The sequence below is a fragment of the Arthrobacter sp. 05T47 genome, assembly GCF_056395825.1.
In genome coordinates, this window is record NZ_JBFTKG010000041.1 from 1 (window position 1) to 15,465 (window position 15,465).

Annotated in this window: 10 protein-coding genes and 1 pseudogene; 10 read left to right on the forward strand and 1 reads right to left on the reverse strand. The window is 66.8% G+C overall.

Features of this window, described 5'->3' with window-relative positions:
• Nucleotides 1–261 (reverse strand): annotated as a pseudogene (locus AC1DEY_RS20000) (hypothetical protein); the annotation flags it as partial.
• Nucleotides 262–390: 129 nt separating this feature from the next.
• Between AC1DEY_RS20000 and AC1DEY_RS20005 the strand changes: the two are divergent.
• The 10 genes from AC1DEY_RS20005 to AC1DEY_RS20050 all read left to right on the forward strand — a co-directional run bounded on the left by AC1DEY_RS20005 (nt 391) and on the right by AC1DEY_RS20050 (nt 15,415).
• Nucleotides 391–1,329 (forward strand): LysR family transcriptional regulator, encoded by a 939-nt coding sequence (locus AC1DEY_RS20005; protein WP_476869494.1) that lies wholly within the window; start codon nt 391–393, stop codon nt 1,327–1,329.
• A 129-nt stretch (nt 1,330–1,458) separates the two neighbouring features.
• On the forward strand, nt 1,459–3,180 hold the full coding sequence (gene ilvD / locus AC1DEY_RS20010; protein WP_476869495.1) for a dihydroxy-acid dehydratase: 1,722 nt from the start codon (nt 1,459–1,461) through the stop codon (nt 3,178–3,180).
• 454 nt (nt 3,181–3,634) lie between these two features.
• The gene (locus AC1DEY_RS20015) at nt 3,635–5,533 is read left to right on the forward strand and encodes an acetolactate synthase large subunit (RefSeq protein WP_476869496.1); all 1,899 of its coding nucleotides are present in this window, start codon (nt 3,635–3,637) and stop codon (nt 5,531–5,533) included.
• A gap of 2 nt (nt 5,534–5,535) precedes the next feature.
• Nucleotides 5,536–6,048 (forward strand): acetolactate synthase small subunit, encoded by a 513-nt coding sequence (ilvN, locus tag AC1DEY_RS20020; RefSeq protein WP_018773531.1) that lies wholly within the window; start codon nt 5,536–5,538, stop codon nt 6,046–6,048.
• A 94-nt stretch (nt 6,049–6,142) separates the two neighbouring features.
• A complete protein-coding gene (gene ilvC / locus AC1DEY_RS20025) occupies nt 6,143–7,168 on the forward strand; it encodes a ketol-acid reductoisomerase (RefSeq protein WP_441407575.1) in 1,026 nt (341 codons plus the stop codon).
• Nucleotides 7,169–7,303: 135 nt separating this feature from the next.
• The gene (serA, locus tag AC1DEY_RS20030; protein WP_476869497.1) at nt 7,304–8,899 is read left to right on the forward strand and encodes a phosphoglycerate dehydrogenase; all 1,596 of its coding nucleotides are present in this window, start codon (nt 7,304–7,306) and stop codon (nt 8,897–8,899) included.
• A 206-nt stretch (nt 8,900–9,105) separates the two neighbouring features.
• Nucleotides 9,106–11,892 carry an ABC transporter permease gene (locus tag AC1DEY_RS20035; RefSeq protein ID WP_476869498.1) on the forward strand — a complete coding sequence of 929 codons (2,787 nt, stop codon included), beginning with the start codon at nt 9,106–9,108 and terminating at the stop codon, nt 11,890–11,892.
• Nucleotides 11,889–12,656 carry an ABC transporter ATP-binding protein gene (locus AC1DEY_RS20040; protein ID WP_414645550.1) on the forward strand — a complete coding sequence of 256 codons (768 nt, stop codon included), beginning with the start codon at nt 11,889–11,891 and terminating at the stop codon, nt 12,654–12,656. The genes AC1DEY_RS20035 and AC1DEY_RS20040 overlap by 4 nt, the downstream gene beginning before the upstream one ends.
• 9 nt (nt 12,657–12,665) lie before the next feature.
• Complete coding sequence (gene metG / locus AC1DEY_RS20045) at nt 12,666–14,225, forward strand: methionine--tRNA ligase (protein ID WP_476869499.1); 1,560 nt, start codon at nt 12,666–12,668, stop codon at nt 14,223–14,225.
• A 137-nt stretch (nt 14,226–14,362) separates the two neighbouring features.
• Nucleotides 14,363–15,415 (forward strand): 3-isopropylmalate dehydrogenase, encoded by a 1,053-nt coding sequence (locus AC1DEY_RS20050; RefSeq protein WP_476869500.1) that lies wholly within the window; start codon nt 14,363–14,365, stop codon nt 15,413–15,415.
• The last annotated feature ends 50 nt before the right edge of the window (nt 15,416–15,465 follow it).

Sequence of the window (15,465 nt, forward strand, 5' to 3'; positions counted from 1 at the left end):
CTCCGGGGCAGCCGCAGCCGGCTCGGGCGCCTGCGCCGCAGCCGACGCCGCCATGGCAGCCGCGGGACCKGCCGCMGCCGTCGAACCGGCCACCGCTCCGGAATCGGCCGCCGCGGTCGGGCTGACCGCAGAGCCGGAAGCGGCACCGGTGCCTGCGGCGGATCCGGAGTCTGCGCCCGGGCGGCTCTTCTTGCGGTTCAACAGCCACCAAACCACAGCGACCACCACGATGATGACGACGAGCCAGACGATCCAGTCCATAGCAGAGCCTTTCAGTCCAAGTTCAGTCCGTATTCAGCCTATGAAGCATGGGTGCCGATGCTTGACGTTACGTCCGGGCGAAGCCGGCTGTCCAGCAATCAACCGTGCTCCGACGTGTAGCCTCGCCTCATGGATTTCAAGCGACTGCAGATTCTGCGCGAACTCGCAGACCGCGGCACGGTCGGGGCCACAGCGGAGGCCATGAAGGTCACGCCGTCGGCCGTATCGCAGCAGCTCAAGACCCTGCARGAAGAACTGGGTGTAGTYCTCGTGGAGAAGTCCGGCAGGGGAGTGCGGCTCACGGAGGCAGGACTGGCCATGGCGGGCGCCGCTGCCGACGTCTCGACGGCCATGGCGCGGGCCGAAGCGACGATCGACACGTACCGGCGCGGCTGGCAGACACGGGTGGTGGCGGCCTTCTTTCCCAGCGCCGCGGAGATGTTCCTTCCCGGCATGCTCCATCGGGTCAAGGAGGTCGAGGGGCTGAGGTTCGAAGCGCATTTCGAGGACCCSGGTGTTGCCGGATTCGCCGGGCTGACGGCTGACTACGACATCGTCCTGGCGCACAGTGTCGACGGTCCCGAAGTCTTCGGCGGCCAGGGCCTGACGGTGGTGCCGCTGCTGGACGAGCCGCTGGATGTGGCGTTGCCGGCCGGGCACGCTTTGGCCGGCAAGACCRCGCTGTGTGCCGAGGACGTCGTCGGCTTCCCGTGGATGGGTGTTCCCGAGGGCTTTCCCTTCGACACGGTGCTGCGCCAGATCGAGGTGCGGGCCGACTCGCAGGCCCTCCGTGCCCAGCAGTTCCCCGATCTGCGGGTGCTGGAAGCCCTGGTCAGCGCCGGCCACGGGCTGAGCCTGCTGCCGCGGTACACGGCGGTCAGCAACCAGGACCGGGGGTTCGTCCTGCGTCCGCTTGAAGGCGTGAAAGCGAGCCGCAGCATTGTTGCGCTGGCCCGTCCCGACGTCGCGGCCCGGACCACCATCCAGCAGGTCCTGGCGATGCTCCGGGCCGAAGCGCAGGGTGTCGCCGAAGCCCCTGAATTGCGTGACGCGGCTCACCAGGCCTGAGCCAACCGGCCCCCAAGGTTCATGATGTGAGACGAGAGTCCACTATTTGATCGACATATTCCCGGTTTTCCGCTTAACGCTCCCTTGCCGGGTCGTTTGCGTCTGTGGCGGAGCCCTAGACTTTGAGCCATGAGTCAGGACACCCAAAAAGCAACAGACACCAAGCCGGACATCAAGCCCCGCAGCCGGGTCGTTACCGATGGAATCCACGCCGCCCCCGCGCGCGGCATGTTCCGGGCGGTCGGCATGGGCGATGACGACTTYGCCAAGCCGCAGATCGGCGTCGCGAGCTCGTGGAACGAGATCACTCCCTGCAACCTTTCGCTGAACCGGCTCGCCCAGGGCGCCAAGGAAGGCGTCCACGCCGGCGGCGGGTTCCCCATGCAGTTCGGCACGATTTCCGTCTCCGACGGCATCTCCATGGGCCACGAGGGCATGCACTTCTCCCTGGTGTCCCGCGAAGTCATTGCCGACTCCGTCGAAACGGTCATGCAGGCCGAGCGGATCGACGGCTCGGTGCTCCTGGCCGGCTGCGACAAGTCCCTGCCCGGCATGCTGATGGCAGCCGCGCGCCTGGACCTCGCCAGCGTGTTCCTCTACGCCGGCTCCATCATGCCCGGCTGGGTCAAGCTTGAGGACGGCTCCGAAAAGGAAGTCACCCTCATCGACGCGTTCGAAGCCGTCGGTGCCTGCGCCGCCGGCAAGATGAGCCTCGAAGACCTGACCCGCATCGAAAAGGCCATCTGCCCCGGCGARGGYGCCTGCGGYGGCATGTACACCGCCAACACCATGGCCTGCATCGGCGAGGCGCTCGGCATGTCCCTGCCCGGCTCGGCCGCYCCGCCSTCGGCAGACCGCCGCCGCGATGAATTCGCCCGCAAGTCCGGCGARGCAGTGGTCAACCTGCTGCGCCTGGGCATCACCGCCCGCGACATCATGACCAAAAAGGCGTTCGAGAACGCCATCGCSGTGACCATGGCCTTCGGCGGYTCCACCAACGCCGTGCTGCACYTGCTCGCGATCGCCCGCGAAGCCGAAGTTGAGCTGACGCTCGATGACTTCAACCGGATCGGCGACAGGATCCCGCACCTGGGCGACCTGAAGCCCTTCGGCCGCTACGTCATGACCGACGTCGACAAGATCGGCGGCGTTCCGGTCATCATGCGCGCACTGCTCGACGCCGGCCTGCTGCACGGCGACTGCCTCACCGTCACGGGCAAGACGGTTGCCGAGAACCTCGCGGCGATCAACCCGCCGGATCTGGACGGCAAGATCCTGCGCGCGCTGGACAACCCGATCCACAAGACCGGCGGCATCACCATCCTCCACGGTTCCATGGCTCCCGAGGGCGCCGTCGTGAAGAGCGCAGGCTTCGACGCCGACGTCTTCGAAGGCACCGCCCGCGTCTTCGAACGCGAGCAGGGCGCCCTGGACGCGCTCGACAAGGGACAGATCAAGGCCGGCGACGTCGTCGTCATCCGCTACGAAGGGCCCAAGGGCGGCCCCGGCATGCGCGAGATGCTCGCCATCACCGGCGCCATCAAGGGCGCCGGCCTGGGCAAGGACGTCCTGCTGCTGACCGACGGACGGTTCTCCGGCGGAACCACCGGGCTGTGCATCGGCCACGTCGCGCCGGAAGCCGTCGACGGCGGACCCATCGCGTTCGTCAAGGACGGGGACCGGATCCGCGTGGACATCGCGGCCCGCACCTTCGACCTCCTGGTCGAKGAAGCCGAGCTCGAGGCCCGCAAGGTCGGCTGGGAGCCGCTCCCGGCCAAGTTCACCAAGGGCGTCCTGGCCAAGTACGCCAAGCTCGTCCACAGCGCCTCCACCGGCGCCTACTGCGGCTGATCCTCCGGCCTGGGTGACCAGGCTTAAYAAGGGAAGCTCCGAGGGSCCCCGAACGCACGGCGTCCGCGCCGGGCGTTCGGGGTAGGAGATTCCCGTCTGCCGCCAAGGCTGCAGGGCCAGGGGAAACCGGAGGACCAATCCGTGGACAACGCCGTCCAAATAGTGAGACAGTCGCCGGGCTCGTTGACACCTGTCTCACTCAGAGGGAAAACTGAACGCATGATCGAGATCGTTACCGCCGGCATCACTGAATGTGTCTCCGTCGTACTTACCAAGCGCGTGGCTCAATAGCCTCTCGGTAACGAACCGTCACGCGCAACCCCTCGAAGAGCCCTCCGGCTGAGGGGTTTTTTTATTTYCCGCAGCACCAGCAGTACCCAKCACCAGCAGTACCCAWYACCAGCAGTACCCAAGAAGTTCCACGATCACCGAAGATCCACAAAGGAAGAGTCCGATGAGCAAAGGATCGCCGATCAGCCCCTCGCTGATGGCCACCAAGTCCACTGGAGCCCACAAGGCTCCGGAACGCGTCGAKCGTCCGGCTGACGCCGGCGTCGACACTGCTGCCGTCTCTCCTGTCCTCGGACCGAACAACGTCGTACCCCCGACCGTTATGACCGGTTCGCAAGCAATTGTCCGCTCGCTCGAAGAACTCGGCGTCCAGGACATTTTCGGTTTGCCCGGTGGCGCGATCCTGCCCACCTATGACCCCTTGATGGCCTCCAAAATGAACCACGTTCTGGTCCGTCACGAACAGGGAGCCGGCCACGCCGCGCAAGGCTACGCCATGGTCACCGGACGGGTTGGCGTCTGCATCGCCACCTCGGGCCCGGGCGCCACCAACCTCGTTACCGCCATCATGGATGCCCACATGGACTCCGTGCCGATTGTGGCCATCACCGGCCAGGTCTCCAGCGGGGTGATCGGCACCGACGCMTTCCAGGAAGCGGACATCGTCGGRATCACCATGCCGATCACGAAGCACTCGTTCCTGGTCACMGACCCCAACGACATCCCGCACGTGATGGCCGAGGCCTTCCACCTGGCCTCCACCGGACGCCCGGGCCCGGTCCTCGTTGACGTCGCCAAGGACGCCCAGCAGGGCCAGATGACGTTCTCCTGGCCGCCGAAGGTCGACCTCCCGGGCTACCGGCCGGTGGTGCGCGGACACAGCAAGCAGGTCCGCGAGGCCGCCCGGCTCATTTCGGCCGCCAGCAAGCCCGTCCTGTACGTCGGCGGCGGAGTGGTCAAGGCGCACGCCTCGGCCGARCTGCGCGAACTGGCCGAGCTGACTGGCGCCCCCGTGGTGACCACCCTGATGGCCCGGGGCGTGTTCCCGGACTCGCACCCGCAGCACGTGGGCATGCCGGGCATGCACGGCACCGTTTCCGCCGTGACCGCCCTGCAGCAGTCCGACCTGCTGATCACCCTCGGCGCCCGGTTCGATGACCGCGTGACCGGCATCCTGAAGTCTTTCGCCCCGAACGCCAAGGTCATCCACGCGGACATCGACCCGGCGGAGATCTCCAAGAACCGCACGGCCGACGTTCCGATCGTCGGCTCGGTCAAGGAGATCATCCCCGAGCTGACCGAGGCCCTGCGCCTGCAGTTCGAAGCGTTCGGCACCCCGGACCTGACCCCCTGGTGGGCCTTCCTGAACAACCTCAAGGAAACCTACCCGCTTGGCTGGACCGAACCCGAAGACGGGCTCAGCGCCCCGCAGCGCGTCATCGAACGCATCGGCGCCCTGACCGGCCCCGAAGGCATTTACGTCGCCGGCGTCGGACAGCACCAGATGTGGGCTTCACAGTTCATCAAGTACGAACGCCCGCACGCCTGGCTCAACTCCGGCGGCGCCGGCACCATGGGCTACGCGGTCCCGGCGGCCATGGGCGCGAAGGTGGGCGAACCGGACCGCGTAGTCTGGGCGATCGACGGCGACGGCTGCTTCCAGATGACCAACCAGGAACTGGCGACCTGCGCGATCAACAAGATCCCCATCAAGGTCGCAATCATCAACAACTCCTCGCTGGGCATGGTCCGGCAGTGGCAGACCCTGTTCTACGAGGGCCGCTACTCCAATACCGACCTCAACACCGGGCACGACACCGTCCGCATCCCGGACTTCGTGAAGCTCGCGGACGCCTACGGCTGCGCTGCCTTCCGGTGCGAACGCGACGAGGACATTGACGCCACCATCCAGAAGGCACTGGAAATCAACGACCGCCCGGTGGTCATTGACTTCGTCGTGAGCCCGAACTCGATGGTGTGGCCGATGGTCCCCGCCGGGGTCAGCAACGACCAGATCCAGGTTGCCCGCAACATGACCCCGGAATGGGAAGAGGAGGACTGAACATGACCCGCCACACATTGTCCGTACTGGTCGAAGACAAGCCCGGTGTGCTGACCCGCGTTGCCAGCCTCTTCGCCCGCCGGGCCTTCAACATCAATTCCCTGGCCGTCGGCCCCACCGAGGTCCCGGGCATGTCCCGGATGACCGTGGTGGTCGACGCCGATGGCGAGCTGATCGAACAGGTCACGAAACAGCTGAACAAGCTGGTCAACGTGATCAAGATCGTCGAGCTCACCTCCGAATCTTCCGTACAGCGCGACCACATCCTGGTCAAGGTACGTGCGGATGCCGCGACACGTCTGCAGGTCACCCAGGCCGCAGACCTGTTCCGCGCTTCAGTGGTCGACGTCTCCACAGAGTCGGTGGTCATTGAGGCAACGGGCCACCCCGAGAAGCTCACGGCACTGCTCTCAGTGCTGGAGCCATTCGGCATCCGCGAAATCGTGCAGTCCGGCACCTTGGCCGTTGGACGGGGATCCCGCTCCATGAGTGACAGGGCCCTACGCTCCGCGTAAGCGGCGGCGTGAGGCGCGGGGCGGGACGCAAAACCCGCCCAGTACCGCAGCACCACAGACAACATCGAAAATCCACTCAAGAGGAGTTACGCAAGTGACTGAAATGTTTTACGACGACGACGCAGACCTGTCGATCATCCAGGGACGCAAGGTTGCCATTGTCGGCTACGGCTCCCAGGGCCACGCCCACGCGCTGAACCTGCGCGATTCCGGCGTCGAGGTTGCAATCGCGCTCAAGGAGGGCTCGAAGTCGATCGCCAAGGCCGAGGACGCCGGCTTCACCGTCAAGAACGTTGCCGACGCCGCCGAATGGGCCGACGTCATCATGATCCTCGCGCCGGACCAGTACCAGCGCTCGATCTACAACGACTCCATCAAGGACAAGCTGACCCCCGGCAAGGCCCTGGCCTTCGCCCACGGCTTCAACATCCGCTTCGGCTATATCGAGGCACCGGAGGGCGTTGACGTCATCCTGATCGCCCCGAAGGCTCCCGGCCACACCGTGCGCCGCGAGTTCGAGGCCGGCCGCGGCATCCCGGACATCATCGCCGTCGAGCAGGACGCTACCGGTTCCGCCTGGGAGCTGGCCAAGTCCTACGCCAAGGCCATTGGCGGCACCCGCGCCGGCGTCATCAAGACCACCTTCACCGAAGAGACCGAAACCGACCTCTTCGGCGAGCAGGCTGTCCTGTGCGGCGGCGTGTCCCAGCTGGTCCAGTACGGCTTCGAGACCCTGACCGAGGCCGGCTACCAGCCGCAGATCGCCTACTTCGAGGTGCTTCACGAGCTCAAGCTCATCGTTGACCTCATGTGGGAAGGCGGCATCGCCAAGCAGCGCTGGAGCGTCTCCGACACCGCAGAGTACGGCGACTACGTCTCCGGCCCGCGCGTCATCACCCCCGAGGTGAAGGAGAACATGCAGGCAGTCCTGAAGGACATCCAGGAGGGCGTCTTCGCCAAGCGCTTCATCGACGACCAGGACGCCGGCGCCCCCGAGTTCAAGGAACTGCGGGCCAAGGCAGAACAGCACCCCATCGAGGCCGTTGGCCGCGAGCTGCGGTCCCTGTTCGCCTGGCAGCAGCAGGACGTGGACTACGTCGAGGGCTCTGCAGCCCGCTAGTCAATGCCCGGCAGGGGAGCCGGACACCATTTCTGGGGTCCGGCTTCCCTGCTGTCCAGCACCACCCGCACCACCAGCATCACCCGATTCACCAAAATCCCCACCAGATACACAAGAGAGCTAAAGAGGTCACCGGTGACAAGCACCAAACCTGTCGTACTCCTCGCTGAGGAACTTTCGCCCGCCACCGTCGAGGCCCTCGGCCCGGACTTTGAAATCCGCCAGACAGACGGCTCCGACCGTTCCCAGCTGCTCTCCGCGATCGCCGACGTCGACGCGATCCTGGTCCGCTCCGCCACCCAGCTGGACGCCGAGGCCATCGCTGCCGCCAAGAACCTCAAGGTCATCGCCCGCGCCGGCGTGGGTCTGGACAACGTGGACATCAAGGCCGCCACGCAGGCCGGCGTCATGGTGGTCAACGCGCCGACCTCCAACATCGTCTCTGCCGCCGAACTGACCGTCGGACACATCCTGAGCCTCGCCCGCCACATCCCGCAGGCCAGCTCCGCCCTCAAGGACGGGGAGTGGAAGCGCTCCAAGTACACCGGCATCGAGCTCTTCGAGAAGAAGATCGGCATCATCGGACTCGGCCGGATCGGCGCCCTGGTCGCCGCCCGCCTCAAGGGCTTCGACACCAAGATCCTCGCGTACGATCCCTACATCACCTCCGCGCGGGCCGCCCAGCTCGGCGTCCAGCTGGTGACTCTCGACGAGCTCCTGGCACAGTCGGACTTCATCACCATCCACATGCCCAAGACCCCGGAAACCGTCGGCATGCTCGGCGCCGAGGCCTTCAAGAAGATGAAGAGCACGGCGTACGTCGTCAACGTCGCCCGCGGCGGCCTGGTGGACGAGGAAGCCCTTTACACCGCGCTGCAGGCCGGTGACATCGCCGGCGCCGGCATCGACGTGTTCCATAAGGAACCCAGCACCGACCTGCCGTTCTTCAAGCTCGACAACGTCGTGGTGACCCCGCACCTGGGCGCCTCCACCGACGAAGCCCAGGAGAAGGCCGGCGTTTCCGTCGCCAAGTCCGTCCGCCTGGCCCTGGCCGGCGAACTGGTCCCCGACGCCGTCAACGTCGCCGGCGGCGTCATCGCACCCGACGTCCGCCCCGGCATCCCGCTGATTGAAAAGCTGGGCCGCATCTTCACCGCATTGACCCACGCCTCTCTGACGCAGTTCGACGTCGAGGTGGCGGGCGAGATCTCCTCGCTCGATGTCAAGGTTCTGGAACTCGCGGCGCTCAAGGGGATTTTTGCCGACGTCGTGACCGAACAGGTCTCCTACGTCAACGCCCCGGTGATCGCAGAGCAGCGCGGCATCAACGTCCGGCTCATCACCACGCCGGACACCGAGTCCTACCGCAATGTCCTGACCCTGCGCGGAGCCCTCAGCGACGGCAGTCAGATCTCCGTCGCCGGCACCCTCACCGGCCCCAAGCAGATCCAGAAGCTCGTGGGCGTCAACGGCTACGAGGTGGAGATCCCGATCAGCGAACACCTCGTGGTGGTTGCCTACACGGACCGCCCCGGCGTGATCGGCACGATCGGCCACATCCTGGGCATGAACAACATCAACATCGCCGGCATGCAGGTGGCACGCCAGGCAGAGGGCGGCCAGGTGCTGGCCCTGCTGACCATCGACAGCTCCGTTCCGCAGCAGGTCCTTGACGCGATCAAGGCCGGGATCGGCGCTGACATGGTCCGCGAGGTTGACCTCGAGGACTAGAAGTCCTGCCCCCGGGGCCCCGGCGGCGGCATGACCGCCGCCGGCGGCCACGAGCGGGCGGCCGGTCTGCGTACAATGGCTAGGACCGAATTTCGGGTCTTGGCCGGCAGACCGGCCTTTACTTTTGCACGCCCGGCAGGGGACGCCTTCAATTCCGCAGGAAATGAACTGTGGCGTGCGCACGCAATCCAGCTTTCAGGAGCCCAATGAACGCCGTCCAGAGGTTCATCAGAAGCAGAGTGCTTTTGCTGACCGCGTCCATTTTGATCGTGGCCATGTGCCTGTCCGTGCTCGTCCAGGGTCAGTCCCAGGCGGCACTGAGCAGGACCGTGGACCAAAACTCCCGGGGGCTCTATGACGTCCTGGTCCAGGCCAAGGCGGGGGATAACGGCGGCCTGATGCAGCCGGACATCGCCACCGGCCAGGGCGGCATCAGCTTTGATCAGCTGGATTCGATCCGCAAGCTCTCCGGCACGTCGGTGGCCGCGCCCATCAGCCTGGTCTCGCGCGTGACGCAGAACCTTGAGTCGCCGCGCCTTGACGCCACCGACTACCTGGGCTTCAACGCCGGCCTCGCGGGCACCGCGGGCGACCCGACCGCCACCGACCCGAGCAAGTGGCCGGCCGCGGAATCGGTCCTGAGCGACACGCCGAAGAAATACCGCCTCACCGCCAGCGCCGTCAGCTCCGACGGCCACTCCGACCAGACGCTGTTCAAGACCACGGCTGAGGGCTCCCTCGGCAAGGCGAAGCTGGTCCAGGAACAGGTCGAGGGCGGCCAGAACGTCCGCATCCAGGGCCCCGAGGGCGAGACCGGCATCAAGTTCCCCACGCCGGCCGGCGGCTCCGAGCACAACCTCTTCAACCTTTCCGTATCCCTGCCCATGGCGCCGCAGGTCACCGAGTCCGTGGTCGCCGTCGACCCCGTCTCCGAACGCGCGCTGCTGGGCACGGCCGGTGACTTCCTGTCCCCGCTGGAGAAGGCCCCGCCCGCGGACGCCCGCAATGCCGGCGCGATCGGCCGGCACTTCGAAAGTCTCTTCACCAACGGCATCAGCATGGACGAACTCAAGGAAGGCCCGGACTTCCTTGGCGTCAAGCTCAAGTACTGGGCACCGCTGATGACCCAGTACCAGCAGGCCAAGCGCGACGGCCAGCTCACCGCCGATTCGCAGGCCATCCCGCTGATCGTCCGCTCCGGCACCGCCCTGGACCTGAAGTACTCGGTCAAGATCGAGGAAATCGACGACTCCGGCAACGTCACCAAGGACGTCGGCACGGTGTCCCGCTCGCTGGACAAGGACTACCTGCCCTTCGTTTCCAAATCCCCCTTTGCCCTCGCCTGGCCCGGGTCCAAGGACCTCTCCCAGCTCATGGGTGACACCGGATCCTTCAGCCAGGGCCTCTACAACCCGGCCACCTGGACCACCAACTTTGCCGCCGCCCCCGCGTACAAGGACGGCGACGCCGCCGCCAACGGCGCCGCGAACAAGAGCGCCACGCCCGGCGACTGGGTCACCGTGAACCGGCTGCCGGACAAGGCCGCCAACGGTGCCGCCGTCGACCAGACCCAGCGCAACCCCGTAGACGAGCGCTCCTACCGGCAGAACCTTGAAACCGGCAAGAAGCTGGCCACCCCGCTGGCCATGGTCTACGGCACCTTCGACCCCGCGGCCGTCAAGAACGCCGCCGGCGACGTCAACCGGCTGCCCCTGGGCGGCTACGACCCCGCGCCGTTCACGCTGACCAAGGACGCGTCCGGCACGGATGCCAACACCGAGCTCAAGCCCTCCCTGAGTGCCACGGGCCTGGTCAGCCAGTCCGCCGGCGCCATCACCGACTACTACGGCCTCGCCGCCGCCCGCGGCTACGAGAAGAACGCCTCCGTGATCGACGCCGTGCGCGTCCGCGCCAAGGTCCCCGGCAGCTGGAAGCAGGCGCAGCCCGAGGTGGAGAAGCTCGCCAACGAGATCCGCGACATGGGCCTGCAGGCCACCGTGGTGGCCGGTTCGGCCCGCGAGGACGCCAGCATCGCAGTTCCCGGTTACTCCAAGGACGACGCCGGCAAGGAATCGCCGCTGGGCACCGTGCAGCAGTCGTGGGTCCGGCAGGACGCCGCGGACGCCGTCTCCGGCTCCCTGACGGCCACGAACCTGACCCTGCTGTTCCTGACCCTGTGTGGCGCAGCCCTGCTGACCGGAGCCTCCACCGTCAGCTACATCCGGAAACGGCGCAGCGAGGCCGGCACCCTGCGTGCCATGGGCTGGACACAGCGCAAGATCCGCTCCTGGGTGCTGGCCGAATTTGGCGTCGGCGCCGCGCTGCTGGCTATCGCCGGCACTGCCCTGAGCCTGATCAGCTGGAGCACCGCCACCGCGGTCGTCTCGGCGTCGGTCCTTGTGTTGTACGTGGGTGCGGCGTTCGTCGCGGCCCAGCAGCTGCGCCACCGCGACGAAGTGGACCAGGAGCCGCAGCACGATGAACGGCTGATTGCGGTCGATTCCCCGCTGACCTTCGCCAACCGGCAGCTGAGCACCAACAAGTTCAACACCATCTCGCTCGCCGTGGCCGTCGGTGTCTTCGCCGCCGCCGTCGGCGGACTGGTCGCCCTGCTCATCGACATTCCCCGGGCCGCGGGCGCCAGTGCCCTCAGCGGGCTGGCCGCGGCCAGCATCGCGCTCCCGAGCATCATCCTCGCCGTGTCCGGAGTGGCCGTCGGCCTGCTCCTGACCATGGTCACCGGCCGCTTCGAGCTGCAGGCCAAGCGCCAGTACCTCGGCACGCTGCGGGCCATGGGCTGGAACCCGGACATGCTGGGCCAGGTCCGATTCTTTGAAAATGCCATGGTGGGAACCGTCGCGCTGCCGCTGGGCGTCGTGGGCGCCCTCGGCATCGGCCTTCTCCTCGCCCCCTATGCCGCACTGTGGGCCGCAATTGCTGGTCTCGTGGCTGTACTTTGCTGGATTCCGATTGCAACGAAAGTGGTCCAATGACTAACGAGCTGAACCTTGACCGGGAGGCACACGACCGGATGACCGCCAGCACCCGTCGCGGTGCGCACAAGACCCGCGCCAACACCATCGTGAAGGCCACGGACCACGCCACCCCGCTGGAACTGAGCAACATCACCATCCACTACGGCGGCGGCAAGGGCGGTGCCGAGGCCGTGAACGTCGTGGACGACTTCAACATGACGCTGCACGCCGGCGAAATGCACTGCGTCGCCGGCCGTTCCGGCTCGGGCAAGACCAGCATCCTGACCGTCGGCGCGGGACTGACCCTGCCGACGTCGGGCCGGGTGTTCTGGGAAGGCGACTCGCTCGAGACCATGGGCGACGACGAGATCGCCGACCGCCGCCGTGCCCTGATCGGCTACGTTGACCAGGGCGGTGCCCTGATCGACGGGATGAGCGCGCTCGAGAACGTGCTGCTTCCGGCGGTGCCCGACGGCGAGGTTGAGCAGCGCCGCGACATGGCCAAGGACCTCCTGGACCTGGTGGGCCTGGGCCGGCGGATGCGCCACCGCCCGGCCCAGCTGTCCGGCGGTGAGCGCCAGCGCGTGGCGATCGCCCGCGCCCTGATCCTCGGCACCCGGGTGCTGGTGGTCGACGAGCCCACGGCCAGCCTGGACCGGGCCGCGGCCAACCGCATCATCAGCATCCTCAAGGACACGACCTCGGACGGCATTGCCGTGCTGGTCGCTTCACATGACCACGAACTCGTCCGCCAGAGCGATACCCTCACAGAACTGATCTAGATTTAGACCGTGACTTCTTCTGAAAAAACCCCGTTCTACATCACCACGGCCATCACGTACCCCAACGGCGTGCCGCACATCGGCCACGCCTACGAGTACATCGCCACCGACGCGATGGCCCGCTTCAAGCGCCTGGACGGGTATGACGTTTTCTTCCTGACCGGAACCGATGAGCACGGCATGAAGATCGCCCAGGCCGCCGAGAAGGAAGGCGTCACGCCGAAGGAGCTGGTGGACCGGAACGCCGAGATCTACAAGGCGGCCCACGCTGCCCTGGGTGTCTCGTACGACCGCTTCATCCGCACCACCGACGCCGACCACTACGCGGCGTCGCAGGCCATCTGGAAGAAGATGGAGTCCAACGGGGACATCTACCTGTCCAAGTACGAGGGCTGGTATTCGGTCCGTGACGAGGCCTTCTACGTCGAGGACGAGACGGTCGTCAAGGACGACGGCGTCCGCTATTCCCGCGAATCGGACACCGAGGTGACGTGGACGGCCGAGGAAAGCTATTTCTTCCGGCTCTCCGCATACCAGGACAAACTGCTCGCACTCTACGAGGCCCACGCTGAGTTCGGCGCCCCGCAGTCGCGCTTCAACGAGGTCATCAGCTTCGTCCGGCGCGGGCTGGAGGACCTCTCCATCAGCCGCACCACGTTCGACTGGGGCGTCCCCGTGCCCGGCAATGACAAGCACGTCATGTACGTGTGGGTGGACGCGCTGACCAACTACCTGACCGGCGTCGGCTACCCGGACGTCGATTCGGAGTCCTTCAAGAAGTTCTGGCCGGCCGATGTCCACGTGATCGGCAAGGACATCTCCCGCTTCCACGCCATCTACTGGCCGGCGTTCCTCATGAGCGCCGGGCTGGAGCTGCCGAAGCGGATCATGATCCACGGCTTCCTGCAGAACAACGGCGTCAAGATGTCCAAGTCGCTGGGCAATGTGGTGGCGCCCGCGGACTTCGTGGCCCAGTACGGCCTGGACCAGGTGCGCTACTTCTTCCTGCGCGAGGTCCCCTTCGGCGCGGACGGCAACTACAATCACGAGGCAATCGTGGGCCGGATGAACTCGGACCTGGCCAACAACTTCGGCAACCTGGCCCAGCGGTCCCTGTCCATGGTGGCGAAGAACTGCGAGGGCCGCGTGCCGGCGCCCGGCACGTTCACCGCCGAGGACACCGCGCTGCTCGAGCAGGCCAACGGCCTGCTGGACGCCGCCCGGGCAGCGTTTGAGAAGCAGGAGTTCAGCCGCGCGCTGGAGGCCATCTGGACCGTCCTGGGGGACACCAACGCCTACTTCGCCGAGCAGGCCCCGTGGGTGCTGCGCAAGACCGACGTCGAACGCATGAACACCGTGCTCTACGTAACGCTCGAGGTGCTGCGGATCGTCGCGATCCTCGCCCAGCCGGTCATGCCGACGGCGACGGCGGCGATCCTGCACACGCTCGGCCAGCCCGAGGGCGGGGCACGCCAGTTCGCGGCCGTCGGCACGCCGATCGCCGCCGGCGCCGAACTACCGGCCCCGGCTCCGGTGTTCCCGAAGTACGAGGAACCCGCCGAGGCCTAAGCCCGCAAGCCACTGACGCTCCCGCACCCCTGAACCGGGTGCGGGAGCGTTTTTCGTCCCGAGCGTTTCGTCGGGACGGGCGTTCGAATAATGAGACGACTTGACCAGAATGTGGATGACTTAGCTACGCTGAAATCATGAGCGCATCCACGATTGATCTGGCAGTCATCCCGGGCGACGGCATCGGCCCGGAGGTCACGGCCGAAGCCCTGAAAGTCCTCGAGAAGGCCGCGGCCGCCGAGGGGATCGTGCTCCAGCAGACCCACTACAAGCTGGGTGCGGAGCACTGGCTCGAGACGGGGGAGACCCTGCCCGCGGCCACCCTCGCCGATTTGCGCACACGCGACGCCATCTTGTTCGGCGCCGTCGGGGCGGCCCCCGGCGATACCCGGATCCCCTCCGGCGTCATCGAGCGCGAACTGCTTCTGAAGCTGCGCTTCAGCCTGGACCACTTCGTCAACCTGCGGCCCTCGCGCCTGTACGCCAGCGTCGGCAGCCCGCTCGCCAACCCCGGCGAGATCGATTTCATCGTGGTCCGTGAAGGCACCGAGGGCCCCTACGTAGGCAACGGCGGCACCTTGCGTGCCGGCACCCCCCACGAGGTGGCCACCGAGGTGTCCCTGAACACCGCCCACGGCGTGGAGCGCGTGGTCCGCGACGCGTTCCGCCGGGCCAGCGAACGCCCCCGCAAGAAGCTCACCCTCGTGCACAAGCACAACGTCTTGGTCTTCGCCGGCCAGCTCTGGAAGCGCACCGTCGAAGCCGTGGCCCAGGAGTTCCCCGAGGTCACCCACGACTACCTCCACGTCGACGCCGCCACGATCTTCATGGTCACCGATCCGGCCCGCTTCGACGTGATCGTCACCGACAACCTGTTCGGCGACATCATCACCGACCTCGCGGCGGCCGTGACCGGCGGGATCGGCCTGGCCGCCTCCGGCAACCTCAACATGGACCGCACCGCGCCGTCCATGTTCGAACCCGTCCACGGTTCCGCCCCGGACATCGCCGGGCAGCAGAAGGCCGACCCCACAGCCGCCATCCTCTCCGCGGCACTGCTGCTGGACCACCTCGGCTTCACCGCCGCCGCCCGGAAGATCGAGGCCGCCGTAACGGCCGACGTCGAGGCCCGCGGCGGCGCCTTCCGCAGCACCAGCGAGGTCGGCGACGCCATCGCGGCGGCGCTGTAGGCGCTGCGTTCCAGGGTGCGGGGCGGGGTACGGTCCAGGGTGCTCTGCGG

What these genes read in the sequence shown, in the direction of transcription:
- ilvN (WP_018773531.1), top strand. Translation starts at nt 5,536, where the DNA reads ATGACCCGCCACACATTGTCCGTACTGGTCGAAGACAAGCCCGGTGTG.
- AC1DEY_RS20035 (WP_476869498.1), top strand. Translation starts at nt 9,106, where the DNA reads ATGAACGCCGTCCAGAGGTTCATCAGAAGCAGAGTGCTTTTGCTGACC.
- AC1DEY_RS20040 (WP_414645550.1), top strand. Translation starts at nt 11,889, where the DNA reads ATGACTAACGAGCTGAACCTTGACCGGGAGGCACACGACCGGATGACC.
- AC1DEY_RS20050 (WP_476869500.1), top strand. Translation starts at nt 14,363, where the DNA reads ATGAGCGCATCCACGATTGATCTGGCAGTCATCCCGGGCGACGGCATC.